This window comes from Acidiphilium cryptum JF-5 (assembly GCF_000016725.1).
In the GTDB taxonomy this organism is placed as follows: Bacteria; Pseudomonadota; Alphaproteobacteria; order Acetobacterales; family Acetobacteraceae; genus Acidiphilium; species Acidiphilium multivorum.
The window spans coordinates 2,153,617-2,177,761 of record NC_009484.1 but is presented as its reverse complement, the minus strand read 5'-3'; the positions used below and the strand labels follow the sequence as shown (position 1 = coordinate 2,177,761).

Below are 24,145 nucleotides of genomic sequence, written 5' to 3'. Positions count from 1 at the left end.
ACAAGCCAACCTCTTATCGGAGAGATCTCCCATGACCATCGGCACGATCCTGCGCGCGACAATTCCCGCGCTCGCGCTCGCCTTCACCATGAGCGCCGCCGGCACCGCCCAGGCCGCCACCAAGAAGGCGCCGGACAGCAAGGCGAAGACGCATCATGTCGCCCACGCCGCCGCCCTGCCGGGCTACAAGACGCTCGGCGCGGCGAAGGCCGCCTGCCACGGGACGGTGGTTTGGCACGCGACGGGCAGCAAGGTCTTCCATGGCGAAAAGTCGAAGTATTTCGGCAAGACCAAGCGCGGTGCCTATGTGTGCGAGAAGGTGGCTCTCGAACATCATCTGCACGCCAGCAAGTACTGAGTCCCTGACCACGATCCCGACAGGGATTGCTTGATTCGCGGCCGGAACGTGTGCAACGTTTCCGGCCGTATTTGGTTAGGGAGATTTCAAATGGGTCTGTTCAACGGAATTTCCGGTCTGATCAGCGGCCTTGCCGAGGGGCAGCCGGCCGGCTCCCTGGCGGAGGCGCTGGAGGGCAGTGGCATCAGTCTGTCCGATCTCACGCAAACACTCCGGCAAAGCGATCTCGGCCCGCATGTCGCTTCCTGGCTCGGTGCGGGAGAGAACCTGCCGGTCAGCGTCGAAGATGTGCGGCAGGCACTCGGTGACCCGCTGGTGGAAAGGATCGCGGCGCAATTCGGGATCGATACGTCGGCGGCGGCTCAACTTCTCGCGCAGCACCTTCCCGCCGCGGTCAGCCAGGCTGCGCCCGGCGACGAGACGACAGACGACGAGTGAGAGACGTCCGAGCTCGCCGCGTCAGGCCCGCTCGCGCAGCAGGAATTCGCGGCCGAGCTTGACCCGCGGCTCGCCGTCATAGGCGACGACATCCGCCGTTGCGTAAGTCTCGCTCCATGTCTCGGGAATGAAGCTCCCTGTCCCGACGACGTCGACGGGCACATGCGCATCCGCCATCACGCTGCACTTCTCGACACCGAAGCCGGACGAGGCGACGATTTTCACCCGCACGAAACCCGCATCGTCCAGCACCTCGCGCAGCCGCCAGATCGCGGCGGCGGACACCCCGGTGCCGATCAGGTAGCGCAATTCGCTATGGCTGCGGTAACGGCGGATCGCGCCGGGCGCGTGCCGCTCCATCACCGCGTAGCTCTCCTGCGGGTCAAGCCCTTCGAGAAAGCGGCCGCCATGGGTGTCGAGCCGGATCGACAGCCGGCCCGCATCGGCCAGCTCGGGAAACCGCCGGCAGACGGCAAGCGCATCGGTCACTTCCCGGCCGAAATAATCGGTCAGCACCGTGAGGTCGGATTCGGGAAAGGTCTCGTGGAACATCTCGGCCGCGCGCACGGTGCTGCCGGCATACCCGATCAGCGCATGCGGCATGGTCCCATAGCCATGCGGCGCACCGAAATAATGCGCGGTCTCGTCAGTGGCGTTGCCGATGAAGCCGCGCGCGCCCTCGGCCCGCGCCGCCCGCGAACCGACCGACGCCGCATAGGCCATCATCTCTTCCATCTCCGCGCCCGCGCAGTGGCGGGATTCCATCGCGAGAAAGGCGGCTTTCGGCAGGGCGGCGCACATCTGATAGGCATTGTGCGCGGCCACACAGGCCGGGCCGAGCTTCTGCAGCAGGATCGTCTCGAGATCCACCAGGGCCACGAAACTGCCGGTCACGTAGGCAATCGGCTCGCCTGCGCCGACCCAGGATCCCTCGGGCCGGGCGAGTTCGACCTCGACATGCTCGCCGCGTGCCTCCATCACCTCGTCGAGCCAGCGCAGCATCAGCATCGGCGCGGAGACAACGGGGCGGCGCATGAACAGGGCGTAGGTGACCCGCGCATCGCCGAACCGGGCGACGATCGCCCTGGTCCGGTTGAAATAGGCATCGGTCCGCGCCGCGATCCCGGCGTCGAGATCGGGGCGCGGGACCGCCCGGCGTGCGGCGCGGGTCATTTACTCGGCGGCGATCGCGGTGCCGCGGGGCGCGCGACGGGTCTTCAGTTCCGCCGCGATCAGGAAGGCGAGTTCGAGCGACTGCTCGGCATTCAGCCGCGGGTCGCAGAACGTCTCGTAGCGGGCCCCGAGATCGGCCTCGGAAAGCTGCCGCGCGCCGCCGACGCACTCGGTCACGTCCTGCCCGGTCATCTCGACATGCACGCCGCTCGGCGTGGTTCCCTCGGCCTCGTGAATGTCGAAGAAGCCGCGCACTTCCGACAGGATCGCATCGAACCGGCGGGTCTTCACCTTGCCGGATGTGGTGATCGTGTTGCCGTGCATCGGGTCGCACAGCCAGGCCACATTGCGGCCCTCCCGCTTTGTCGCCCGCACCAGTTTCGGCAGCTTGGCGGCGATCTGCTCCGCGCCCATCCGCGCGATCAGCGTCAGCCGCCCGGCCTCGTTCGCCGGATCGAGGCGCTCGATCAGGCGCAGCATGTCGTCCTCGTCCATGCTCGGGCCGACCTTCATGCCGATGGGGTTCTTCACGCCGCGCATGAACTCGACATGCGCGCCGTCGAGCTGGCGGGTGCGGTCGCCGATCCAGAGGAAATGCGCCGAGCAGGCGTAATGATCGCCTGTCGTCGAATCGACGCGCGTCAGCGCCTGCTCGTAGGGCAGCAGCAGCGCTTCGTGGCTCGTGTAGAACTCGGTCTCGTGGATCTGCGGGGTCGACTGGCTGGTCATGCCGCAGGCGGCCATGAACTGCAGCGTCTCGTCGATCCGCGCCGCGAGGTCGCGGTAGCGCTCGGCGAGCGGCGAGCGGCGCACGAAATCCAGGTTCCAACGATGCACCTGGTGCAGGTCGGCATAGCCGCCCGAGGCGAAGGCGCGCAGCAGGTTGAGCGTGCCGGCGGACTGGAAATAGCCGAACTCCATCCGCGCCGGATCGGGAATGCGGGCTTCGGCGGTGAAATCCGGCCCGTTGATGATGTCGCCGCGGTAGGAGGGCAGGGTGACGCCGTCGATCGTCTCGCTGTCCGAACTGCGCGGCTTGGCGAACTGGCCGGCCATGCGGCCGAGCTTTACCACCGGCACCGACCCGCCGAAGGTCAGCACCACCGCCATCTGCAGCAGCACGCGGAACGTGTCGCGGATGACGTTGGCGGTGAAGTCGCCGAAGCTCTCGGCGCAGTCGCCGCCCTGCAGGATGAACGCCTTGCCTTCCGTCGCCAGCGCGAGCGAGGCCTTCAGGCGGCGCGCCTCGCCGGCGAAGACGAGCGGCGGATAGCCGTGCAGGCGGGCCTCCATCGCAGCGAGCTTCGCCGCGTCGGGATAGGTCGGCACCTGCTTGATCGGCTTCGCCCGCCAGGATTCCGGGCTCCAGCCCGCCGGATCATGCATCGTCGTGTCAGCGTCGTTCATGGCGATCTCCTTGGAGAAGGGCCTATAAGCCAAAACCGGGCGGGCGCGCTACTCCGCCGCCCGCGGCTTCGCCGATTCGCCGCCGCGGTTCACCCGTCGTGTCTCCGTCCGCAGGGTTACGAATTCCTCCGCCGCAGTCGGGTGGATGCCGATCGTGCGGTCGAAATCCGCCTTGGTCGCCCCGGCAGTGATGGCCACGGCAAGCCCCTGCATGATCTCGGCGGCGTCCTCGCCCAGCATATGCGCGCCGATGACCTGGTCGGTCTCCGCGTCGACGATCAGCTTCATCATCGTTTTCCGCGCGCGTCCGCTGAGCGTGTGACGCATGGGCGTGAACCGCGCGACGAACACTTTCGCGCCGTCGGGTGCCGCGTCCTCCGTCACGCCGACGGTGGCGAGCGGCGGGATCGAGAAGACCGCACTCGCCACATTGGCGAGGGAGATGCGGCGCGGCCGGTTGCCGAACAGCGTGTCCGCCAGGGCGTGGCCCTCGGCGGTGGCGACCGGGGTGAGGTTCAGCCGGTCGGTCACGTCGCCGAGCGCGAAGATGTGCGGGACATTGGTGCGATAATCCTCGTCGATCGGGATCGCGCCGCCGGGCCCGGCCGTCACGCCGGCCTTGTCCAGCCCGAGGCCCGCCACGTTCGGTGCCCTTCCGGTGGCGAAAAACACGCAATCCGCCTCGATCATGTGCCCGTTCGACAGATGCAGGCGCCGCCGCGCGCCCGCCGCCTCGATCCGCACGGGCTCGACGCCGTGATGCACGCCGATGCCGTTCGCCGCCAGCGCCTCCGCCAGCCCCGCCCGCAGGTCGGGGTCAAACCCGCGCAGCGGCAGCGGCTGGCGGTAGACGATGTCCACCTTCGAGCCGAGGCCGGCAAAGATTCCGGCGAATTCCACAGCAATATAGCCGCCGCCAACCATCACGACATGTTCCGGCCGCGCCGGCAGGTGGAAGGCGTCGTCCGAGACGATCGCGAGGTCCGCGCCGGGAATGGCGGGCCGGAGCGGCTGGCCGCCGGTCGCGATCGCGATCCGGTCGGCGGTGACGTGCTGCTCGCCCACCATCAGCGTATGCGGGCCGAGAAACCGCGCCCGCGCATTGAAGATCGTGGCGCCCGCCCGCTCCAGCAGTCCCGTATAGGCGCCGTTCAGCCGGCCGATCTCGCGGTCCTTGGCGGCGATGAAACCGGGCCAGTCATGCGCGACGGCGCGCATGTCCCAGCCGAAGCCGCGCGCGTCGGCGGCGCCAAGTCCGTACTCCGCCGCCATCACCATCAGCTTCTTTGGCACGCAGCCGATATTCACGCAGGTGCCGCCCCAGTGCCGGTCCTCGGCGATGCCGACGCGCGCGCCATGCCCCGCCGCGATCCGCGCGAGCCGCACCCCCGCCGAGCCGCCGCCGATGACGAAAAGGTCGAAATCGTGGTTCATCCCGATCATCCTGTTCTCACGCCGCCTTACGTAAGGGTTTGTCGCACGATTGGCATGGGATGGAAACGGAATGGCCGCCCTGTCGCGATCGGGCCGGTTGGCGGGCGCGCCGGCCGGTGGCAGGGTCATTCCGCCGGTCCGCTTCCGCGCGCCGGTACTGCCTGACCATCCGCGGCCCACAATCCACGCTCATGCCTGTTTCGGGGAACCGGCCCAATGATCATCACCCTCGTCGCACTGCTCGCGGCCACGGTCGTCACGGTGCCGCTGGCGCGTCGCCTCGGGGTCGGCAGCATCGTGGGCTATCTGTTCGCCGGGCTCATCATCGGTCCGGCCGGCCTGCGCCTCGTCACCGGCATCTCCGAAATCCGCAGCGTGTCGGAGCTCGGGGTGACCATGCTGCTGTTCCTGATCGGGCTGGAGATTCGCCCGCACCGGCTCTGGATCCTGCGCAAGACCATCCTGGGCCTCGGTTTCGGTCACATGATCCCGAGCGCCGCCATTCTGGCCGTCCTTGCCCATTTCGCCGGACTCGGCTGGCCGGCGGCGACGGTGGTCGGCCTCGGCCTGTCGCTCTCCTCCACGGCCATCGTCCTGCCGATGCTGAACGAGCGCAACCTGCTCAGCGCCGCCTCCGGCCGCGATGCCTTCGCCGTCCTGCTGTTCCAGGATATGGCCTTCATCCCCCTGGTCGCCCTGGTGCCGCTGCTCGTCGGCAATACGCTGGCGAGCCATCTCGCCGCCGGCGCGGCCCCGGCGGATGTCGCCGCGCATTTCGCCCACAATGTCCCCTGGCTCGCGGTCGGGCGGGCGGTGCTGGCGGTGGCGGCGATCCTGTTCGGCGGCATGGTCCTCGCCGACCGCGTCTTCCGCCTGATCGGCGGTGCGCGCACCCCCGAGGTGTTCACCGCGATGACGCTGCTGATCGTCGTCGGCACGGCGGCTCTGGCCCACTGGGCCGGACTGTCGGCCTCGCTCGGCGCCTTCATGGCGGGCGCGCTGCTGTCGGATTCGGAGTTCCGTCACGCCATCCAGGCCGATATCGAGCCGTTCGAGGGCCTGCTGCTCGGCTTCTTCTTCATCTCGGTTGGCATGTCGGTCGATTTCTCGCTGTTTCATAGCGAACCGCTGCTGATCGTCGCTTCCGTGGCCGCGCTGCTTGTCGTGAAGACCGCGGTCGGGTTCGTGGTCGCCTTCGCGAAGCGCCGCAACGTGGCCACCGCGCTGCGCTTTGCCGCTGCATTGCCGGAAGGCAGCGAGTTCAGCTTTGTGGTCTTCGCCGCCGCCGTCGGTGCCGGGGTGCTGAACCGGGCCCAGTCTGGGCTGGCGACGCTCACTGTCGCCCTGTCGATGTTGGTGGTGCCGCTCGGTTTCGCCGGCATCGAGCGCTGGGTCATGCCGCGCATCGCCCGCCGCCAGACGCCACCGACCACCCCGATCGAGGAGGGCGCCGTCGTCCCGGTGCTGATCTGCGGCTTCGGCCGGGTCGGCCAGATCGTCGGCCGGCTGCTCTCGGTGCGACGGATTCCCTTCGTCGCCCTCGACCAGAACGCGGAACATGTCGCCTTCGTCCGCCGCTTCGGCGCGCGGGCCTATTTCGGCGATCCGGCCCGGCTCACCGTCCTGCGCGCCGCCGGCGCGGGCAATGCGAAGCTGCTGGTCATCGCACTCGACGATCCCGATGCGGCGCTCCGGGTGGCCGACCTCGCGCGCCGCCACCTGCCGCACCTGACCATCCTGGCGCGGGCGCGGAACCGCCGCCATGCCCAGTTGCTGATGGATCGCGGCGTCGAGCACATCGTGCGCGAAACCTTTGCATCGAGCCTCGAACTCGGCGAACGCGCGCTGCGCGAACTCGGCATTCCGGCCGAGGAGGCGGCGCGCACCATCTTCACGTTCCGGCAGCGGGACGAGGCGCTGCTCACCGAAACCCTCGGCTTTGCCGGCGACCCGTCGCGCGTGGTCGCCAGCATCGAGCAGAGCGTCGCCGAACTGCAGTCCCTCTTCGAGGCCGATCGCGGCGGCTGAGTTGGGCTATTTCATCGCCTTCTGCCGGGCCACCAGCGCGTCGACGATCTTCGGGATGTCGGCCTCCGCGTAGGGCGCGCCGAACGCTTTCTTCATCTTCGTCACCTCCACTGTCCAGGTCGATGCGGAAAGCTTCGGTTGCCGCTCAACGAATCCCGCCGAGTGGCAGGTGACACAGTGCTGGTTCAGGATTTCCGCCCCCGTGCCCTGGAAATAGCCACCCGGAGAAGGAACGTTGACCGAGAGCGGCCCCAGCGTCGGTCCGGGTGCAGCCGCCAGTGCAATGGTGCCGCAGACGGTCGCCGCCGCGAGCGCAACAAGAGCGGCGCGCGCGGAATATGTGCTGATGATCTTCATGGCTTGCCGTCCTTTCTCAGGCGACCGTGACGTCGACATGTTCGATGGCGTTGTAGAGGAACCCGCCCGGATTCCAGCCTGCCTTCGCGGGCTGCACGTGCCCTGCCGCGTTGGTGGCCCGGACCATCAGCCGATAGGCCCCCGGTTTCGGGAAGCGCACCGGAATTTGCCAGTCCCGGAAGCCATAGGCACCATGGTTTTGCCCGAGCCTGGCCGGGCGCCAGCTCGCCCCGCCGTCGATCGACACGGCAACGGACTTCAGGGCGCTGCCGCCGCCGAAGGCAAAGCCGCGAACCACGACGGGTCTGCCGGCGGGCAGCCGCGCGCCGTTGGTGACGCTGCCGAAGAAGCTGCGCGGCTTCATCTCGTTGATCGGCACCATCTTGATCCCCGGCTCACCGGGTGTCATCGATCCGGTCGGCGTGTCAGGGATCTTGTAGGCGGTTGCCATCCAGAAATCGGTCGAGGGGTGATCCATCACCTCGATCTCGGTGAGCATCTTCACCCAATAGGTCGAATACCATCCCGGCACGATGAGGCGGACCGGGTAGCCATTGAGCAGCGGCAGATTCGCGCCGTTCATCTGGAAGGCGATCATCACCTCGCCGTCATTGGCGCGTGACAGCGGAATGGCCTTCTCGAATCTGACATCCGCCGGATACAGCCCGCCGCCCTGCTCGAGGCTGCGGAACGCAACATGCGTCGCCCCGGCCTTCACTCCGGCGCGGGCCAGCAGATGCCTGAGCGGCACGCCGGTCCACATTGCATTGTACATGGCGCCATGCGCCCATTGCGCGCCGGGCACCCGCGGTTCGATGAAGCCCCGGCTGTTGCCCGAGCACTGGTTCACCGCAGCGATCTTGCGGATCGGAAAGCCGTGCATCAGCTCGTCGAGCGTGATCTCGACCGGCTTGTTGACGAGGCCCGAAACCCTGATCCGGTATTTCGCCGTGTCGATGCTTTCCGGGAAGTCGGCCATGTGCCAGCGCACGAAGGCGCGGTCGTTCGGTGTGAACAGGTTGTCCCGGAACACCTCGAACGGCGTTTCCAGCAGCGGCGCGCGGGTCCGCTGCAGGATCATCTCGCCTTTTTGCGGAAACGTTCCCGCCGGCACGATGGGCCGCTCGCCATTGGCGAAGGGCAGGGTGACGGTCTGCGGCGCCGCCGCGCCGGCGCGCGAGGCAAGCGCAAGTCCGGCGATCGAGGCGGTGCCCAGCAGGGTCGCACGACGCGTGGCGCCGCCCTCGCTGGAAAAGCTTTGTTTCATGGCGTGTCTCCAAATATCGTTTCTTGAGCCCAACGGGTGTGTCCGTCAGCCTTTTGAGTGTAACGGAATTGTGATATTCTCGAAAGTGAATAAATGTGATGACATGCTACGGACGGTTGCGTGCGGTGCACGGCGCCGCCGCGTCTTGCACGCCGGTGCCGTCCTGCGATAACGCCGGTTCATGCGCATTCTACATCACCTCCCGCTCTCGCCCTTTGCCCGCAAGGTCAGGCTCGTGCTGGCCGAAAAGCGGCTGCCCTTCGAACTCAAGCTCGAACGGACATGGGAGCGCCGCCCGGAATACCTCGCGATGAACCCGGCCGGCACGGTGCCGACCCTGGTCGAGGAGAACGGGCTGGTGGTGCCCCATTCCAACGCCATCTGCGAATATCTCGACGAGGCGTACCCGGACATTTCCCTGATCGGCCGCACGCTGGCCGAGCGCGCCGAGATCCGCGCCGTCACCGCGTGGTTCGACGAGCGCTTCGCCACCGAAGTGTCGCGCAACCTGCTTTACGAGAAGGTGATGAAGCCGGCGGCCAAGCGCGGCGCCCCCGACCCCTCGCGCATCCGCGACGGCTATGCGGCGTTACGCGCCCATCTCGGCCATATCGGCTTTCTCGCCGAGCGGCGGAAATATCTTGCTGGCGCCAATCTCTCGCTGGCCGATTTCGCCGCCGCGGCGCATCTCTCGGCCCTCGATTTCATTGGCGATATCGACTGGTCGGTGAATCCGGCCGCCCGCGAATGGTATGCGCGGATCAAGTCCCGCCCGGCCTTCCGCCCGCTGCTGAACGATCGTGTCTCCGGCTTCACGCCGCCGCCGCACTACGCCGACCTCGATTTCTGATCCCTGCCACCCGGCGGCGCGTCAATCCGCCGCCGCCGGCGGCTGGGCGGCGAGCGCCGCCCGCACCCGGTCGCTCGGATCGGCGAGCACGCCGTGGCGGAGCAGGAAATCGATGATCACGAGATTGACGTTGAACTTTACCTCATCGGTCCCGGCGACGATGCCGAGCATCTCCCGGGCCGGGACGAGGCTGAAGGATTCCACCTCGCCATCCGCCGCTTCGGGGCGGAACGACTCGTCCAGCTCGAGGTCGTAGCAGACCAGCAGGTCGCGCCGCAGCCCCTCCGGCCGCTCCATGTCATAGGCGATCCGCGCCATCGCCCGCGCTTGGGCGATCGTGCCGGCGGGAATGCTCGCCTCTTCGGCAGCTTCCTTCGCCAGCGTGTCGAACGCGCCCATTCCGGCAGAGACGCCGCCGCCGACCAGGTTGTCCAGCTTGCCGGGATCGAGCTTCTTCGTCGCGCTCCGCCGGCCGATCCACAGATGGGGCCCGTCCGCCCGCCGCACATAGCCGTTCAGATGCACGCCGACGCCGATGACTCCGAAGGCGGGCAGCGCCCCGCGGTCGAGCGTTGCGAGCACCGGTCCGTCGATCCGGCTGCGCACGTCGAACAACTCGCCCCGCGTGCGGAAGCCGTGCGCCGGGCCGAGCGGGGTCGCCACCGCGTTCAGCCGCGCGGCCTCTTCCGGCGGAATGCTCAGCCCGCCGGGATGGGGACGCGCATAGAACGCAAGGTCCGCGGCCAGGGCGGCGCCGACATAGCCGACCGGGTCGTCGCCGATAAGGAGCGGAATCCGCCGTCCCGGCAGAACCGCCGTGCGGCACCGTGCGATACGTTCGAGCAGCGCGGCCGATACCTGCTCCTCAGTGCCGGCCATTTGCATTTCGTGAACTGCATGCCATCTGCCGGACATGGCCCGAACCGTCGACATTGCCAAGAGCGAAAGCAGTCTCGCCACCGTGCGCTCCCTGCTGCCCTATCTCTGGCCCAAGCGCGAGCCCGGATTGCGCGTCCGCGTCGTGCTCGCCTCCCTGTGCCTGGTCCTCGCCAAGGTCGCGACCGTCATCATCCCGATCCTCTATGCGCGGGCGGTGGACGTGCTGTCGGCCAAGGCCGGCCCGCTCGCCGTGCCGGCGGCGCTGATCGTCGCCTACGCGCTGGTGCGCATCGCCTCGTCCGGCTTCGGCGAACTGCGCGACGCGCTCTTCGCCGCCGTGCAGCAGCGCGCGGCGCGGGTGATCAGCCGCGAGACCTTCGAGCATCTGCACAACCTCTCGATGCGCTTTCATCTCGACCGGCAGACCGGCGGGCTCTCGCGCATCATCCTGCGCGGCACCACCGGCATCCAGACGGTGCTGCGCCTTGCCGTGTTCAACGTGGTGCCGACGCTGATCGAACTGCTGCTGACGGTCGGCATCCTCTGGCACATGTTCAACTGGATCTATGCCGCGATCACGCTGGTCGCGGTCGGCGGCTATCTCGGCTTCACCTTCGGCTTCACCTCCTGGCGCATCAAGTTCCGCCGCCAGATGAACGAGACCGACAACGCCGCCCAGACCAAGGCGATCGACAGCCTGCTGAATTTCGAGACGGTGAAGTATTTCGGCAACGAGGCGCATGAAAGCGTGCGCTTCGACGCGAGCCTCGCCGCCTACGAGACGGCGGCGGTCCGCTCGCAGGTCACGCTCAACGCGCTCAATCTCGGCCAGGCCGCGATCATCGCCGTCGGCCTTGCCGTGCTGATGCTGATGGCGGCGAACGGCGTCGTCGCCGGGCGGCTGAATGTCGGCCAGTTCGTGCTGGTGAACACCTACCTGATCCAGCTCTACCAGCCGCTCAACTTCGTCGGCTTCGTCTATCGCGAGCTGAAGCAGGGCCTGGTCGACATGGAGCAGATGTTTTCACTCCTCCGCACCCCGCAGGAGATCTCCGACCGGGCGGATGCGAAAACCCTGCCGGCGCGGGGTGCTCCCGTGCCGGTCGAGTTCGTGGATGTCCGCTTCGGCTACAGCCCCGATCGGGAGATCCTGCACGGCATCTCCTTCCGCGCCGAACCCGGCCGCAAGATCGCCCTGGTCGGGCCGACGGGGTCGGGCAAGTCGACCATTTCGCGGCTGCTCTTCCGCTTCTACGACGTGAGCGAGGGCGCCGTGCTGGTCGATGGCATCGACGTGCGCGACCTGACACAGGCGAGCCTGCGCGCCGCGATCGGCGTCGTGCCGCAGGACACCGTGCTGTTCAACGACAGCATCCGCTACAACATCGCCTATGGCCGCCCCGGCGCGTCGGATGCCGAGGTCGAGCGCGCGGCCCGCCTCGCCCAGATCCACGATTTCATCATGTCGCTGCCGCAGGGCTATGCGACCACGGTGGGCGAGCGCGGCCTCAAGCTCTCGGGCGGCGAGAAGCAGCGCGTCGCCATCGCCCGCACCATCCTCAAGGATCCCCGCCTGCTGATTCTCGACGAGGCGACCAGCGCCCTCGACACGGCGACGGAGCAGGATATCGGCGCGGCGCTGCGGCAGGTCGCGCGCGACCGCACCACGCTGGTGATCGCCCATCGCCTGTCCACGGTGATCGACGCCGACGAGATCCTCGTCCTGCGCGATGGCAACATCGTCGAGCGCGGCACCCATGCCTCGCTGCTCGCCGCCGGCGGCATCTACGCCGCGATGTGGGCCGCGCAGTCCGAGCAGATCGAGGCGGCCTCGGCCGAACAGGACCTCGCCACCGGCCCGCGCACCCGCGAGCTTCCCCTCCGCCCCGCGACGACTCCGGCCTGAGGGGCCGGCCGCCGCCATAACGATTTCATGACGCAAGGGAATGATCAGATGCACCAACAAGCAACCGAGGCGCAGATCCTCGAGGCCGGCCAGATCATCGACCAGCTGGTTCATCATATGGTCGAGAAGGAGATCCCGACCATCGCCATCGCCTCGGCCCTGCTCGGCGGCGCGCTGAACCTGCTGAGCGCCTCGCTGCCCGACGAGGCCATCCTGCGGATCCTCGACAATGCGATGGAAAGCGTGCGTTCCGGCGCGCTGCGCGAGATCGACGAACCCAAGCAATAGGGCCCCGCCGGCCGAGCGTCCGCGACAAGTCTGCATTTCCCGCTTGACAATGGTTCGGGCTTCACGATAGCAACCGATTTACTACAAGGGTCAAATTAATTGGAGCTCCGCGGTTCGGCGGAGGACCGGAATTCGATCCATCATTTCTTGGAAGAGGAAACACCATGAAAATCGCGTTCCCGACGATTATTGCCGCGTCCGCGCTGGCGGTTGGCGCCTTCGGCCTGACGGCCGCGCACGCCCAGTCGGTCACCCAGCCTTCCGTGCACCAGATCAGCAGCAAGAAGACGACGATCGCCTTCCTGCTGCCCGAGAACTCCTCGCCGCGCTATGAGCAGGTCGACCGTCCCTGGTTCATCAAGATGGCGCATGCGGCCGATCCGAACGCCAAGCTGATCGTCAGCAACGCCAATTCGAGCCCCGACACCCAGCTCAACCAGGCCGAATCCGCGATCTCGAACGGCGCGGACGTTCTCGTCGTCGATCCGGTCGACGGCAAGGCCGGTGCCGCGATCGTCAACTACGCCGCGCGCAACCACGTCAAGGTCATTTCCTACGACCGTCTGATCCAGGATTCGAAGCCCGATTACTACGTCTCGTTCGACAACACGAAGGTCGGCGAGCTGCAGGGCGAGTATATCGCCAAGCACACCAAGCCCGGCGGCAGCGTGATGATGATCAACGGCGCGCCGACCGATCCGAACGCGTTCGACTTCCGCAAGGGCGCGATGAACGTGCTCGGCCCGCTCTTCAAATCCGGCAAGCTGCACCTCGCCTACTCGGTGATGACGCCGGACTGGAGCCCGCAGAACGCGTTCGAGGAAAGCCAGCAGGCGCTCACCCGGCTGCACAACAAGGTCAACGCCGTCCTCGCCGCGAATGACGGCACCGCCTCCGGCGTGATCCGCGCGCTCCAGGCGGTCGGCCTCGCCGGCAAGGTGCCGGTGACCGGCCAGGATGCGACCAATGGCGGCCTGACCTTCATCCTCGAAGGCCTGCAGTCGATGACCGTGTTCAAATACGTCCCCGAGGAAGCCGCCGCGGCGGCGGAACTCGCGGTGGCGGTGGCGACCGACACGAAGCCGCCGGCCGGCCTGCTGAACGGCAAGACCAACAACAAGATGATCGACGTCCCGTCGGTCCTGCTGAAGCCGCTCGTGGTCACCAAGGCGAATATCGCCGGCTCGGTGATCAAGTCGGGCTATACCACCTGGAAGGCGATCTGTGTGGGCCCCGCGGCCCAGGGCAAGATCTGCAAGGCCCACGGCGCCTGATCCGGGACCATTGACGGCGCGGCGGACGCCCCGCGCGTCCGCCGTTTGCTTGGGAGGACGAGAGATGAGTGCGGCAATCGCGGCTGAACCCGCCGCAGCACCCCTGCTTGAGGTGCGCGGCCTGCAAAAGCGCTACGGCGCCGTGGTCGCCCTGCGCGACGTGAACTTCACCGTCCGCCGCGGCGAGGTGACCGCCCTGCTTGGCGACAACGGTGCGGGCAAATCCACGACCATCAAGGCGATCGCCGGCGTCGCGCCGATCGACGAGGGAGAAATCCTGCTCGAGGGAAGGCCGGTCTCGATCCGCCACCCGTCCGAGGCGACGGCGCTGGGCATCCAGACCGTGTATCAGGATCTCGCCCTCTGCGACAATCTTGGCATCTGCGCCAATCTCTATCTCGGCCGCGAACTCGTCAGCACGCCGACCGCGCTCGGCCCGCATGTGCTGCGCGATGTCGACATGGAACTCGAAGCGCGGCGGGTGCTGAAGACGCTGCGGATCAACCTGCCCGCGCTCGATACGCCGGTGGCCTCGCTCTCCGGCGGGCAGCGCCAGGCGGTCGCCATTGCCCGCGCCGTGCTGTGGGATTCGAAGCTCGTCATCATGGACGAACCCACCGCCGCCCTCGGCGTCGCCCAGACGGCGGAGGTGCTCCGCCTGGTGCGCGACCTCGCCGAGCAGGGCTATGGCGTCATTCTCATCACCCACAACATGCAGAACGTCTTCCAGGTGGCGGACAACATCGCCGTGCTGCGCCTCGGCGCCACGGTGATGGAAGCCCGCAAGAGCGACGTGACGCCGGAGCAGGTGGTCGGCGCCATCACCGGCACGCTCGCCATTCCCGGGACCGGCGCGGCAGGAGCCATGGCATGAGCAGCGTGCAGCATCCGGAGCAGAAATCCGAGCAGAAGTCCCCGTTCAGGCGCTGGCTGACCGGGGTCGCGCAATCGACCGATCTCGGCATGCTGCCGGTGATCGCGGCACTCATCGTCATCTGGATCGTGTTCGAGACGCTGAACGCCAACTTCCTGACCCCGCGCAACCTCTCCAATCTCGCGGCCCAGATCGTCGTCACCGGCACGCTGGCGCTGGCCGAAATCTACATCATCCTGCTCGGCATGATCGACCTGTCGATCGGCTGGAACTCGGTTCTCGCCGCGTCGGTGTTCTCGCTGGCCACGGTGTTCTTTCACCTGCCGGTCGGCGTCGGCATCGTGCTTGGAATCGCGCTGGCGACCGGCCTTGGTTTCCTCCAGGGCATGGTGGTCTCGCGGATCGGCGTGCCGAGCTTCGTCGTCACCCTCGGCGGCGGCATGATCGCCGAGGGCCTGACGCTCGCGATCCTGACGCCGCATGGCGGATCGGTGCCGCTGGCGGACAATTTCACCACCGCGATCGGCACGCTCAATCTCGATCCGCTGTGGTCGTGGGTGCTGAGCCTGCTGCTGTTCGGCGCCTATGCCGCGGTCACGCTGAACGGCATCCGCAAGCGCACGGCGAGCGGCCACGAGGGCGGGTTCGCCGCGACGATGCGGCTGGTCGGCGTCGCCATCATGCTGTTCGGCGCGGTGTTCATGCTGAACGCCTATCGCGGCGTGCCGTTCCTGCTCATGATCTTCCTGATCGCGCTGTTCGCCTCGGCCTTCGTCACCAAGTCCACCCGCTTCGGCCGGCATCTCTACGCGGTCGGCGGCAATGCCGAGGCGGCGCGCCGCGCCGGCATCTCGGTGAAGGGGATTCAGCTCGCCGTCTTCATCATCGCCGGCTTCCTTGTCGGCCTCGCCGGCTATCTCGATGCGGCGCGCCTCGGCGTCGCCTCCGCCTCGGTCGGCAATGGCGACATCATGCTCAACGCCGTCGCCGCGGCGGTGATCGGCGGCACCTCGCTGTTCGGCGGGCGCGGCAGCGTCTATGGCGCGCTGTTCGGCGCGCTGGTGATCGCGAGTGTCAGCAACGGCATGAACCTGCTCGGCGCCGCTTCATCGGTGCGCTTCATCGTCGAGGGGCTGATCCTGCTGGCCGCGATCACCATCGACACCATCCTCCGCCTCCGGCGGATGCGCAGCGGCCGGGCCTAACGCCCGGCTGCCACGCCAGCCGCGGGAAGGCCGCCGCCATGTTGCGCATTCATGGCGGCGGCTGCCTCGGCGGCGGCCAGCGCGCCCTCGAGATAGCCGCCGAATTCGGGCGCGCTCTCCGATCCCGAAAGCAGGACGCGGTCGCGCCACGGCGCGGGCAGGGCGAGCGGCGCATAGGCCGGATGCCCGGCCAGCGGCGGGGCGTCGGCCGGAGTCGCGGTCAGCTCGTCGGTCGACCAGTCCTGGATCAGCAGCGCGCGCGGTGATCCGGCCGCCGGGCCGAACAGCGATGCGAGCTGGGCGCGCACCGCATCCTCCAGCCTTGCCCGGCGCGCCGCCCGCATCGCGGCCGGCCAGGCGAAGAAGCCGAACAGCGCCGCCTCGCCCGCGGCACCGGGCAGGCTGGCATCGTGAATCTCGCCCAGCGGCCCGCACCGGCTGAAGGCCCCGCCCGACAGGCCGGAAGCGCGCCAGACCGGCGCGTCGTAGATCGCCAGCGCCTTGGCGTGCCCGGCCATCCAGGTCGGCACCGCCTCGAACTGCCGCAGCGAAGCGGCGGGCAGGGCGGGCGCAAAGCCGATCGTCGCCGCCAGTCGCGGCGGCAGCGCCAGCGCCACGCGCCGCGCCCGCAGCGCTGCAGCCCCGGTCTCGACGCCGACCGCATCCGACTCCAGGACCAGCCGCTCGACCCGGGTGCCGAGCCGGATCGTGCCGGGGGCGAGGCGGGCGGCGAATCCTTCGGCGAGGGCGGCGATCCCGCCCTCGATCCGCATGCTCGGCGGCTCCTGCGTGAAGCCGTGGGGCAGGCGCTGGGCCGTCCCGTCGCTGTCCTGGAACACGAAGCCGCCTTCATCCGCCTGGCGGTAGAGCCGGAGGCCGAGTGCCGCGGCGGCCCGCGCCACGCGCGGCTGCATGGCCGGCCAGATCCAGGCCGGGCCGAGATCGTAGCAGCCTGAAGCGGTGCGATGCACGAGGCTTCGCCCGCCGATTCGCGAACGCGCCTCGATCACCGCGACATCCTGGCCCGCTTCCTGCGCGCGTGCCGCGAGGGCGAGCCCGGCAAGGCCCGCCCCGACCACGATCAGGTCGTGCATGGCGTCAGGCGGCCGCCGGCAGATGGCCGCTCTTGCGGTAGAGCAGCGCCCCGTCGGCGCTGGCCAGCGCGAGCCGGCTGCCGGCGGGCAGCCGCAGCCATGTGCCGGCGCCGAGCGTCGCGCCGTCCCGCGCGATCGACCCCTCGACCACGAAAATCTCGACCCCGCGCGGATATGCCTGCTCCGCGCTCTCGATCCCGGCGGCGAGGCGGATCATGTCCACCTGCTCCCAGGGCGCCGAAAACAGCAGCGCCTCCGACCACCCCGGCGCCCGCTCGCGCCACAGCCCGGGATCGGTGGTATCGATGCGCACCGGCGCGGCCTCTTCCGGCGGCATCTGCCGCAGCTTCACCAGGATCGTCGCCCCCGGCGCGCTGGAGGGCGTGTGCCGCGACCCGGGCGGATTGCGCACGTAATGCCCGCGCGGAAAATCCCCGGTCTCGTCCGAGAACACGCCCTCCAGCACCAGGAATTCCTCGCCCTCGTCATGCCGGTGCGGGCTGAAGGCCGAACCCGGCGCGTAGCGCACCAGCGAGGTCGCTCGCGCCACCTCGCCGCCGTCGCGCTCCAGCATCCGTCGCTCCACGCCGGCCATCGGCGAGGCGATCCAGTCGAGCGCCGCCGAATCGACGAGCGCCGGCTGGCGAAGATCGGCGTTGATCTGCATGTCTGCTCCTTTCGGCCCGTGGCCGGTCCCAAACACATTCTATCGCCTGCATATGGCCTGTTTCGTGCCGAGGGCAAACCGCTGTTGCCTTGCCGGTCTATTGTATTTTCCCGACCGACCCATATCCTGAGCGCAGGGAAGGCGCGCTGCGGCCGCCGTCAGCAACTGGAAGATGAGGAATCGATCATGGTGAAATTCGGTCTTGCCCAGCCGGTCAAGCGCGTCGAGGATTCGCGGCTGCTGCGCGGCGCTGGACAATATACCGACGACGTTCCGGGCGAGGGCGCGCTGCACCTGCACGTCCTGCGTTCGCCGCACGCCGCCGCGACGATCACCGGGATCGACGCCGAGGCCGCCCGCGCGGTGCCGGGCGTCGTCGCCATCGTCACCGGCGCGGATCTCGCCGCCGAGGGCATCGCGCCGATTCCCTGCATGGTGCCGATCAAGAACCAGGACGGCACGCCGCGCGCCCAGGCCGATCGCCCGGCCCTCGCCCAGGGCGCGGTGCGCCATGTCGGCGAGCCGGTGGCCTATATCGTCGCCGAAACCGCGCAGGCCGCGCGCGATGCCGCCGAGCTGGTCGATGTCCGCTACGACACGAAGCCCTCGATCACCGATCTGGCCAGCGCGATGTCCGACAGCGCGCCGCGCGTGCATGAGGACGCGCCGGCCAACCGCGTCTTCGACTGGGCGGTGGGCGACGCCGCGAAGGTGGACGAGCTGTTCGCCGCCGCCGCGCATGTGACGAAGCTGCGCATCGTCAACAACCGCATCGTCGTCAACTCGCTGGAGCCCCGCGCCGCCCGCGCCGAGTTCGACGCGGCGTCCGGCCGCTGGACGCTGACCACCAACACCCAGGGCGGCTGGCTGCTGAAGGACTGCCTCGCCGGCGCCGTGTTCAAGGTGGAGCCGGCGAAGTTCCGGGTCATCACCCCGGATGTCGGCGGCGGCTTCGGCATGAAGCTGTTCGTCTATCCCGAGCATGTCATGGTCTGCCACGCCGCCCGCAAGCTGGGCCGGCCGGTGAAATGGACCTCCGAGCGCAGCGAGGCGTTCCTCTCCGACACGCATGGGCGCGACCACATCACCATCGGCGAACTGGCGCTCGACGCCGATCACCGGATCACCGCCATGCGGGTGACGGACACGGCGAACATGGGCGCCTATCTCTCGAATTTCGGCCCCTTCATCCCGACCCTCGCCGGCACCAAGGTGCTGGCCAGCGTCTATGGCATGAAGGCGATCCATGCGCGGGTGTTCGGCGTGTTCACCAACACCGTGCCGGTCGACGCCTATCGCGGCGCCGGCCGCCCGGAGAGCAACTATCTCGTCGAGCGGCTGATCGACGCCGCCGCCCGCGAACTCGGGATCGACCGCGCCGAGCTGCGCCGCATCAACATGGTGCCGGCGAGCGCCATGCCCTTCACCACCGCGATGGCGCAGACCTACGATTCGGGCGATTTCCACAAGGTGCTCGACCATGCGCTCGACATGATCGACTGGAAGGGCTTCCCCGCCCGCCGCGCGAAGTCGGCTGCCGCCGGCAAGCGGCGCGGCATCGGCATGGCCTATTACCTCGAGGCGACCGGCGGCGCGCCGGAGGAGCGCGCCGAGATCCGCTTCACCAGGGATGGGCATGTCGATGTCTATGTCGGCACCCAGTCCACCGGCCAGGGCCATGAAACCGCCTATGTGCAGCTGGTGAACGACCGGCTCGGCATCGATCCTGACAAGATCCGCGTCCGCCAGGGCGATACCGACACGATTCCGCAGGGTGGCGGCACCGGCGGCGCGCGCAGCCTTTATTCCGAGGGCCAGGCCATCGCGCTGACCACCGCGACCATTCTCGAAAAGGGCCGCAAGGCCGCGGCCGATCATCTGGAGGCCGCGGAGGCCGACATCGTGTTCCAGGACGGCGCGTTCCGCATCGTCGGCACCGACCGGGCGGTCGACGTCATCACCCTGGCGGCGGACCTGCACGGCGATCAGGGCAACGCGCTCGATACCGCCGAGATCGCCAAGATCGAGAAGCACACCTTCCCGAACGGCTGCCACATCGCCGAGGTCGAGATCGATCCGGAAACCGGCGTCACCTCGGTGCTGCGCTATCTGGTGTGCGACGATGTCGGCACCATCGTGAATCCGATGATCGTGCGCGGCCAGGTGCATGGCGGCGTCGCCCAGGGGCTCGGGCAGGCGCTGCTGGAGAACACCGCCTACGACCCGGAGTCGGGCCAGCTCGTCGCCGGCAGTCTGATGGACTATGCGCTGCCCCGCGCCGACGACCTGCCGGATATCGAGGTGGAGTTCGTCTCGGTGCCCTGCGCCTCGAACCCGCTCGGCGTGAAGGGCGCGGGCGAGGCCGGCGCCGTCGGCTCGCCGCCGGCGCTGATCAACGCGGTGATCGACGCGCTTGCCGTCGACGGTATCCGCGAGATCGACATGCCGGCGACGCCCGAGCGCGTCTGGCAGGCGATCTCGGCGCGGCAGGCCGCTTGATCCACCTGGTCAAGCTCGCGGTCGGCGTGAAGGATCCCGGCCACCTGGCCGAGATCCAGCGCCGCCGCGCCGTGGCCGATCCGCCGCTGCGCCACCAGACCCGCAGCTTTCCCAAGCGCGCGGCGGAGCTGACCGATGGCGGGTCGATCTACTGGGTCATCACCGGCGCCGTGCTGGTTCGCCAGCGTGTGCTCGACGTCACCGAGGATGTCTGGGATGACGGCACGCGCTGCACCGGCCTCGTGCTCGACCCCACGCTCGTCCGGGTCGAGGCGCGGCCGATGAAGCCCTTCCAGGGCTGGCGCTACCTCGCGCCGGACGACGCGCCGGCCGACCTGCCGGAAGGCGGCCGCACTTCCGGCATCGAGGACCTGCCGCCGGCGCTGCGGCGCGACCTGCGCGCCCTGGCGCTGCTGCCATGACGCTCCGCCTGCCGTGGTCGCGCCCGTGCGTGCCGGTGATCCGGCTTGCCGGGCTGATCTCGCCGCGCGAGGGGGCGGTCAATCTCGAACGCTTTGCTCCGGCCATCGACCGCGGTTTCGACCTCGCCAAGGGCGGGACGAAGCTGCTGATCCTCGCGATCGAGAGCCCCGGCGGCTCGCCGGTGCAATCCGACCTGATCGGCCGCCACATCCGCCGCAAGGCCGAGGAGACGGGCGTGCGCGTTCTCGCCGTGATCGGCGATGTCGGCGCTTCCGGCGGCTACTGGATCGCCTGCGCCGGCGACGAGATCTTCGCCAATCCGATGTCGATCGTCGGCTCGATCGGGGTGGTCGGCGGCGGTTTCGGCCTGCATGACCTGATCCGCCGCTTCGGGATCGAGCGCCGCATCGTCACCGCCGGCGCCAACAAGCTGCGCAACGATCCGTTCTCACCCGAACGGCCGGGGGACGCCGCATTCAACCAGGCGCTGCTCGACGACATTCACGATGCCTTCAAGGCGTGGGTGCGCGAGCGCCGCGGCGCCGCCCTGAAAGGCGACGACACGGTGTTCGACGGCTCCTACATGCTGGGTAGCGCGGCGAAGGCACGCGGTCTGATCGACGGATTCGGCGATGTGCGCGGCCTGATCACCGGGCGCTGCGGCCCGCGCGCGAAGCCGGTCTTTCTTGGCCCGAAGCGGAAATTCTCGCTGCTGCGGCTGTTCGGCCGCTCCAGCCTGATCGAACTCGCCAATGCGATGGAGGCCGAGGCGCTCACGCCGAAACTCGGCTGAGCGCCCCGGTCGCTTCGGCGTCCTACGACGCCTGGGTCACGAACTTGGTGGCGAGATAGGCCTCGATCGCCTCGGCGCCGCCTTCCCAGCCATAGCCGCTGTCCTTCATGCCGCCGAACGGCGTCTCGGGCAGGGCGATGCCGTGATGGTTGATCGAGATCATCCCCGATTCGATGCGGTCGCCCAGCGCCGTCACCGTTCTGGCCGACCGCGAATAGGCGTAGGCGGCGAGGCCGTATTCCAGCCGGTTGGCCTCGGTCACCGCGTCCTCGAAGGTCGAGAAACGGTTGACCAGCGCGAGCGGGCCGAACGGTTCCTCGTTCATCACCCGCGCCGTGGTCGGAATGTCGGTCAGCACGGTGGGCTGGAAGAAATATCCCTTGTTGCCGATCCGCTCGCCGCCTTCGGCCACCTTCGCGCCGTGCTTCGTCGCGTCGGCGATGAAGCCCTCGATCGCCGGGATGCGGCGCTCGTTGGCGAGCGGCCCCATCGTCGTGCCCTCCTCGAGCCCGTTGCCGACCTTGATTTTCCGGACCGCGCCGAGGAAGCGCTCCATGAACCCGTCATAGACGCTCTCCTGCACGAGGAAGCGCGTCGGCGCGACGCAGACCTGGCCGGCATTGCGGAACTTGTTGGCGGCGAGAATCTTCGCCGCCGCGTCGAGATCGGCGTCCTCGAAGACGATCGCCGGCGCGTGGCCGCCGAGTTCCATCGTCGCCCGCTTCATGTGCGCCCCGGCGAGGGCGGCGAGATGCTTGCCCACCGCGGTCGAGCCGGTGAAGGAGATCTTCCGCACCGCGCGGTGCGGGATCAGATATTCGGAAATCTCGGCCGGCACGCCGTAGACGAGGTTGAGCACGCCCGGCGGCAGCCCGGCATCGGCGAAGGCGCGCACCAGCTCGGCGCAGGCGCCCGGCGTTTCCTCCGGCCCCTTCAGGATCACCGCGCAGCCGGCGGCCAGCGCGGCCGAGACCTTGCGCACCGCCTGGTTGATCGGGAAGTTCCACGGCGTGAAGGCGGCGACGATGCCGACCGGCTCCTTGACCACGAGCTGGTAGACGCCCGCCGCCCGCGCCGGGATCACCCGGCCATAGGTGCGCTTCGCCTCTTCGGCGAACCAGTCGATCACGTCGGCGGCGACCGTGGTTTCGCCCTTCGCCTCGGCGAGCGGCTTGCCCTGTTCCATCGTCATGATCGTGGCGATCTCGGGAATCCGCGCCCGGATCAGCTCGGCGGCCTTGCGCAGCAGCGCCGCGCGCTGGAATGCCGGCGTCGCCCGCCAGGTCGCATAGCCAGCCTCCGCCGCTGCGATCGCGGCGTCGAGATCCTCGCGCCCCGCATGGGCGGCGGTGCCGATCACCTCCTCGGTCGCCGGGTTGATCACGTCGAGCGTGCGGCCCGAGGCGGATTTCGTCCATGCCCCGCCGATATGCAGCAAAACGTCCTTGTACATCTATGATCCTGTCTCTGTGTCCTGTCTGGCCGCCGGTTCAGACGGTGGCCAGCACCTTGCGCAGCTTGTCGAACATCTCGTCGAGCTGGTCGTCGGTGGTGATGAAGAGCGGGGCGAAGATCACCGTATCGCCGGCAACCCGCAGCACCAACCCCTGTTCGAAGGCGCGGCGCAGCACGGCGAAGCCACGCTTGCCCGGCCCGCCCTCGGGCGCGAGATCGACCGCGCCGAGCAGGCCGAAACCGCGGGTGTCGATGACGATCGGGACGTCGCGCAGTGCCGCGATGCGTTCGAGGAATTTCGGCGCCAGCGCCGCGCCGCGCGCGAACAGGTCATCCTCGCGGAAAATCTTCAGCGTCGCCAGCGCGGCGGCGCAGGCCACCGGATGCGCCGAATAGGTGTAGCCGTGGAAGAACTCCACCGCCTCCGGCCCGGCGGCATCGAGAATCGCCTGCTGCACGTCTTCCCGCACGGCGACGGCGGCCATCGGGATGTTGCCGTTGGTGATCGCCTTGGCCATGGTCAGCATGTCCGGCACCACGCCGAACGCATCCGCCGCGAAGGGCGCGCCGGTGCGGCCGAAGCCGCAGATCACCTCGTCGAAGATCAGCAGGATGCCGTGCTTCGTGCAGATCTCGCGCAGCCGCTCCAGATAGCCCTTCGGCGGCACCAGCACGCCCGTCGATCCCGCGATCGGCTCGACGATGCAGGCGGCGATGGTGTCGGCGCCATAGAGATCGATCATGCGCTGCAGATCGTCGGCGAGATCGACGCCGCCATGCTCGCCCTGGCCCATCTGGAAGCGGTTCTCGGGGATGTGCGTGTGCCGCATATGCGCGACACCCGGCAGGCCGAGGCCGAATGCCTCGCGGTTCTTCACCATGCCGCCGACCGACCAGCCGCCGAAATTGACCCCGTGATAGCCGCGCGCCCGGCCGATGATCCGCTGCCGCTGCCCCTGGCCGCGCACGCGGTGATACTGGATCGCGACCTTGAGCGCGGATTCGACCGCTTCCGATCCCGAGCCGGCGAAGAACACGCGGTTCAGCCCGGCGGGCAGCATCTGCGCCAGTTCGGTGGCCAGCCGGAACGAGCCGGGCACGCCGAACTGGAAGGCCGGCGCGTAATCCAGCTCCTCGAGCTGCCGCGCCACCGCGTCGCGGATCTCGCGCCGCCCGTGTCCGGCCGGCGTGGTGTAGAGGCCGGAGACCGAGTCCAGCAGCTTCTCGCCCGCCGTATTCCAGTAATGCACCCCCTCGGCGCGGGCGATGATGCGCGGCGCATCATGGAACTGCTTGTTGGCGGTGAAGGGCATCCAGTGATGGATCAGCGGCTCGTTCGAGCGCGAAGCGGGCTGGTTCATGGAACGGTCCTCGCAGAAAGGAAATATCGTCAGCTTATTATTTTAATCGGAACACGCGCAAGCCTGGCGGTTGATGTGCCGTTTCGTGACAGTCTGTCGATTATCCTGAACACAT

General features: G+C 68.4%; 22 protein-coding genes. 12 read left to right on the top strand and 10 right to left on the bottom strand.

Annotated elements, in window-relative coordinates:
* Positions 1 to 31: 31 nt before the first annotated feature.
* Together ACRY_RS12400 and ACRY_RS12395 are read left to right on the top strand one after the other, a co-directional pair.
* On the top strand, positions 32 to 358 hold the full coding sequence (locus tag ACRY_RS12400) for a hypothetical protein (RefSeq protein WP_007421976.1): 327 nt from the start codon (positions 32 to 34) through the stop codon (positions 356 to 358).
* A 90-nt stretch (positions 359 to 448) separates the two neighbouring features.
* Complete coding sequence (locus tag ACRY_RS12395; RefSeq protein ID WP_007421975.1) at positions 449 to 796, top strand: YidB family protein; 348 nt, start codon at positions 449 to 451, stop codon at positions 794 to 796.
* 21 nt (positions 797 to 817) lie between these two features.
* Here ACRY_RS12395 and ACRY_RS12390 read toward each other — a convergent pair whose 3' ends face one another.
* The 3 genes from ACRY_RS12390 to gorA are packed head-to-tail and all read right to left on the bottom strand — an operon-like array spanning position 818 to position 4,810.
* Positions 818 to 1,969 carry a nicotinate phosphoribosyltransferase gene (locus ACRY_RS12390; RefSeq protein ID WP_007421974.1) on the bottom strand — a complete coding sequence of 384 codons (1,152 nt, stop codon included), beginning with the start codon at positions 1,967 to 1,969 and terminating at the stop codon, positions 818 to 820.
* On the bottom strand, positions 1,970 to 3,376 hold the full coding sequence (locus ACRY_RS12385; protein WP_007421973.1) for a class II 3-deoxy-7-phosphoheptulonate synthase: 1,407 nt from the start codon (positions 3,374 to 3,376) through the stop codon (positions 1,970 to 1,972).
* Between the two features lie 48 nt (positions 3,377 to 3,424).
* Entirely contained in the window at positions 3,425 to 4,810 is a 1,386-nt protein-coding gene (gorA, locus tag ACRY_RS12380) for a glutathione-disulfide reductase (RefSeq protein WP_012039735.1), read from the bottom strand.
* 216 nt (positions 4,811 to 5,026) lie between these two features.
* Here gorA and ACRY_RS12375 point away from each other — a divergent pair, with 216 nt between their 5' ends.
* The gene (locus tag ACRY_RS12375; protein ID WP_007421971.1) at positions 5,027 to 6,838 is read left to right on the top strand and encodes a cation:proton antiporter; all 1,812 of its coding nucleotides are present in this window, start codon (positions 5,027 to 5,029) and stop codon (positions 6,836 to 6,838) included.
* Between the two features lie 6 nt (positions 6,839 to 6,844).
* On the opposite strand, the gene ACRY_RS12370 is transcribed toward ACRY_RS12375, so the two are convergent.
* Together ACRY_RS12370 and ACRY_RS12365 are read right to left on the bottom strand one after the other, a co-directional pair.
* On the bottom strand, positions 6,845 to 7,195 hold the full coding sequence (locus ACRY_RS12370) for a hypothetical protein (RefSeq protein WP_007421970.1): 351 nt from the start codon (positions 7,193 to 7,195) through the stop codon (positions 6,845 to 6,847).
* Positions 7,196 to 7,211: 16 nt separating this feature from the next.
* The gene (locus tag ACRY_RS12365) at positions 7,212 to 8,462 is read right to left on the bottom strand and encodes a molybdopterin-dependent oxidoreductase (RefSeq protein WP_007421969.1); all 1,251 of its coding nucleotides are present in this window, start codon (positions 8,460 to 8,462) and stop codon (positions 7,212 to 7,214) included.
* 181 nt (positions 8,463 to 8,643) lie between these two features.
* On the opposite strand from ACRY_RS12365, the gene ACRY_RS12360 reads away from it, so the two are divergent.
* Positions 8,644 to 9,312, top strand: coding sequence for a glutathione S-transferase family protein (locus tag ACRY_RS12360; protein WP_007421968.1), 669 nt, complete (start codon positions 8,644 to 8,646; stop codon positions 9,310 to 9,312).
* A 21-nt stretch (positions 9,313 to 9,333) separates the two neighbouring features.
* On the opposite strand, the gene ACRY_RS12355 is transcribed toward ACRY_RS12360, so the two are convergent.
* Positions 9,334 to 10,191, bottom strand: coding sequence for an NUDIX hydrolase (locus tag ACRY_RS12355; protein WP_043509174.1), 858 nt, complete (start codon positions 10,189 to 10,191; stop codon positions 9,334 to 9,336).
* Positions 10,192 to 10,225: 34 nt separating this feature from the next.
* Between ACRY_RS12355 and ACRY_RS12350 the strand changes: the two genes are divergently transcribed.
* From ACRY_RS12350 to ACRY_RS12330, 5 genes are all read left to right on the top strand, one after another.
* On the top strand, positions 10,226 to 12,097 hold the full coding sequence (locus tag ACRY_RS12350) for an ABCB family ABC transporter ATP-binding protein/permease (RefSeq protein WP_007421966.1): 1,872 nt from the start codon (positions 10,226 to 10,228) through the stop codon (positions 12,095 to 12,097).
* 48 nt (positions 12,098 to 12,145) lie between these two features.
* Entirely contained in the window at positions 12,146 to 12,385 is a 240-nt protein-coding gene (locus ACRY_RS12345) for a hypothetical protein (protein ID WP_007421965.1), read from the top strand.
* A 164-nt stretch (positions 12,386 to 12,549) separates the two neighbouring features.
* On the top strand, positions 12,550 to 13,659 hold the full coding sequence (locus ACRY_RS12340; protein WP_007421964.1) for a sugar ABC transporter substrate-binding protein: 1,110 nt from the start codon (positions 12,550 to 12,552) through the stop codon (positions 13,657 to 13,659).
* Between the two features lie 64 nt (positions 13,660 to 13,723).
* The gene (locus ACRY_RS12335) at positions 13,724 to 14,533 is read left to right on the top strand and encodes an ATP-binding cassette domain-containing protein (RefSeq protein ID WP_007421963.1); all 810 of its coding nucleotides are present in this window, start codon (positions 13,724 to 13,726) and stop codon (positions 14,531 to 14,533) included.
* Positions 14,530 to 15,738, top strand: coding sequence for a sugar ABC transporter permease (locus ACRY_RS12330; RefSeq protein ID WP_007421962.1), 1,209 nt, complete (start codon positions 14,530 to 14,532; stop codon positions 15,736 to 15,738). Before ACRY_RS12335 ends, ACRY_RS12330 begins: the two co-directional genes overlap by 4 nt.
* Here the strand turns inward: ACRY_RS12330 and ACRY_RS12325 are convergent.
* Positions 15,735 to 16,832 (bottom strand): FAD-dependent oxidoreductase, encoded by a 1,098-nt coding sequence (locus tag ACRY_RS12325; protein ID WP_012039732.1) that lies wholly within the window; start codon positions 16,830 to 16,832, stop codon positions 15,735 to 15,737. The genes ACRY_RS12330 and ACRY_RS12325 overlap by 4 nt on opposite strands.
* Positions 16,833 to 16,836: 4 nt before the next feature.
* On the bottom strand, positions 16,837 to 17,499 hold the full coding sequence (locus tag ACRY_RS12320) for a cupin domain-containing protein (protein WP_035185731.1): 663 nt from the start codon (positions 17,497 to 17,499) through the stop codon (positions 16,837 to 16,839).
* A gap of 186 nt (positions 17,500 to 17,685) precedes the next feature.
* On the opposite strand from ACRY_RS12320, the gene ACRY_RS12315 reads away from it, so the two are divergent.
* Genes ACRY_RS12315 through ACRY_RS12305 form a run of 3 tightly spaced genes read left to right on the top strand, consistent with a single transcriptional unit; the run spans position 17,686 to position 21,214 of the window.
* Positions 17,686 to 19,998 carry a xanthine dehydrogenase family protein molybdopterin-binding subunit gene (locus ACRY_RS12315; protein WP_012039730.1) on the top strand — a complete coding sequence of 771 codons (2,313 nt, stop codon included), beginning with the start codon at positions 17,686 to 17,688 and terminating at the stop codon, positions 19,996 to 19,998.
* Entirely contained in the window at positions 19,995 to 20,420 is a 426-nt protein-coding gene (locus ACRY_RS12310) for a DUF1489 family protein (protein ID WP_007424340.1), read from the top strand. Before ACRY_RS12315 ends, ACRY_RS12310 begins: the two co-directional genes overlap by 4 nt.
* Complete coding sequence (locus ACRY_RS12305; protein WP_012039729.1) at positions 20,417 to 21,214, top strand: S49 family peptidase; 798 nt, start codon at positions 20,417 to 20,419, stop codon at positions 21,212 to 21,214. The genes ACRY_RS12310 and ACRY_RS12305 overlap by 4 nt, the downstream gene beginning before the upstream one ends.
* A 22-nt stretch (positions 21,215 to 21,236) precedes the next feature.
* Here the strand turns inward: ACRY_RS12305 and ACRY_RS12300 are convergent, their stop codons facing one another.
* Together ACRY_RS12300 and ACRY_RS12295 are read right to left on the bottom strand one after the other, a co-directional pair.
* The gene (locus ACRY_RS12300) at positions 21,237 to 22,667 is read right to left on the bottom strand and encodes an NAD-dependent succinate-semialdehyde dehydrogenase (RefSeq protein WP_007424338.1); all 1,431 of its coding nucleotides are present in this window, start codon (positions 22,665 to 22,667) and stop codon (positions 21,237 to 21,239) included.
* Between the two features lie 37 nt (positions 22,668 to 22,704).
* Entirely contained in the window at positions 22,705 to 24,030 is a 1,326-nt protein-coding gene (locus ACRY_RS12295) for an aspartate aminotransferase family protein (RefSeq protein ID WP_012039728.1), read from the bottom strand.
* Between the last annotated feature and the right edge of the window lie 115 nt (positions 24,031 to 24,145).

What these genes read in the sequence shown, in the direction of transcription:
- ACRY_RS12375 (WP_007421971.1), top strand. Translation starts at nt 5,027, where the DNA reads ATGATCATCACCCTCGTCGCACTGCTCGCGGCCACGGTCGTCACGGTG.
- ACRY_RS12390 (WP_007421974.1), bottom strand. Translation starts at nt 1,969, where the DNA reads ATGACCCGCGCCGCACGCCGGGCGGTCCCGCGCCCCGATCTCGACGCC.
- ACRY_RS12340 (WP_007421964.1), top strand. Translation starts at nt 12,550, where the DNA reads ATGAAAATCGCGTTCCCGACGATTATTGCCGCGTCCGCGCTGGCGGTT.
- ACRY_RS12330 (WP_007421962.1), top strand. Translation starts at nt 14,530, where the DNA reads ATGAGCAGCGTGCAGCATCCGGAGCAGAAATCCGAGCAGAAGTCCCCG.
- ACRY_RS12320 (WP_035185731.1), bottom strand. Translation starts at nt 17,499, where the DNA reads ATGCAGATCAACGCCGATCTTCGCCAGCCGGCGCTCGTCGATTCGGCG.
- ACRY_RS12355 (WP_043509174.1), bottom strand. Translation starts at nt 10,191, where the DNA reads ATGGCCGGCACTGAGGAGCAGGTATCGGCCGCGCTGCTCGAACGTATC.
- ACRY_RS12385 (WP_007421973.1), bottom strand. Translation starts at nt 3,376, where the DNA reads ATGAACGACGCTGACACGACGATGCATGATCCGGCGGGCTGGAGCCCG.
- ACRY_RS12345 (WP_007421965.1), top strand. Translation starts at nt 12,146, where the DNA reads ATGCACCAACAAGCAACCGAGGCGCAGATCCTCGAGGCCGGCCAGATC.
- ACRY_RS12400 (WP_007421976.1), top strand. Translation starts at nt 32, where the DNA reads ATGACCATCGGCACGATCCTGCGCGCGACAATTCCCGCGCTCGCGCTC.
- ACRY_RS12370 (WP_007421970.1), bottom strand. Translation starts at nt 7,195, where the DNA reads ATGAAGATCATCAGCACATATTCCGCGCGCGCCGCTCTTGTTGCGCTC.
- ACRY_RS12365 (WP_007421969.1), bottom strand. Translation starts at nt 8,462, where the DNA reads ATGAAACAAAGCTTTTCCAGCGAGGGCGGCGCCACGCGTCGTGCGACC.
- ACRY_RS12305 (WP_012039729.1), top strand. Translation starts at nt 20,417, where the DNA reads ATGACGCTCCGCCTGCCGTGGTCGCGCCCGTGCGTGCCGGTGATCCGG.
- ACRY_RS12360 (WP_007421968.1), top strand. Translation starts at nt 8,644, where the DNA reads ATGCGCATTCTACATCACCTCCCGCTCTCGCCCTTTGCCCGCAAGGTC.
- ACRY_RS12395 (WP_007421975.1), top strand. Translation starts at nt 449, where the DNA reads ATGGGTCTGTTCAACGGAATTTCCGGTCTGATCAGCGGCCTTGCCGAG.
- ACRY_RS12315 (WP_012039730.1), top strand. Translation starts at nt 17,686, where the DNA reads ATGGTGAAATTCGGTCTTGCCCAGCCGGTCAAGCGCGTCGAGGATTCG.
- ACRY_RS12295 (WP_012039728.1), bottom strand. Translation starts at nt 24,030, where the DNA reads ATGAACCAGCCCGCTTCGCGCTCGAACGAGCCGCTGATCCATCACTGG.
- ACRY_RS12335 (WP_007421963.1), top strand. Translation starts at nt 13,724, where the DNA reads ATGAGTGCGGCAATCGCGGCTGAACCCGCCGCAGCACCCCTGCTTGAG.
- ACRY_RS12325 (WP_012039732.1), bottom strand. Translation starts at nt 16,832, where the DNA reads ATGCACGACCTGATCGTGGTCGGGGCGGGCCTTGCCGGGCTCGCCCTC.
- gorA (WP_012039735.1), bottom strand. Translation starts at nt 4,810, where the DNA reads ATGAACCACGATTTCGACCTTTTCGTCATCGGCGGCGGCTCGGCGGGG.
- ACRY_RS12350 (WP_007421966.1), top strand. Translation starts at nt 10,226, where the DNA reads ATGGCCCGAACCGTCGACATTGCCAAGAGCGAAAGCAGTCTCGCCACC.
- ACRY_RS12300 (WP_007424338.1), bottom strand. Translation starts at nt 22,667, where the DNA reads ATGTACAAGGACGTTTTGCTGCATATCGGCGGGGCATGGACGAAATCC.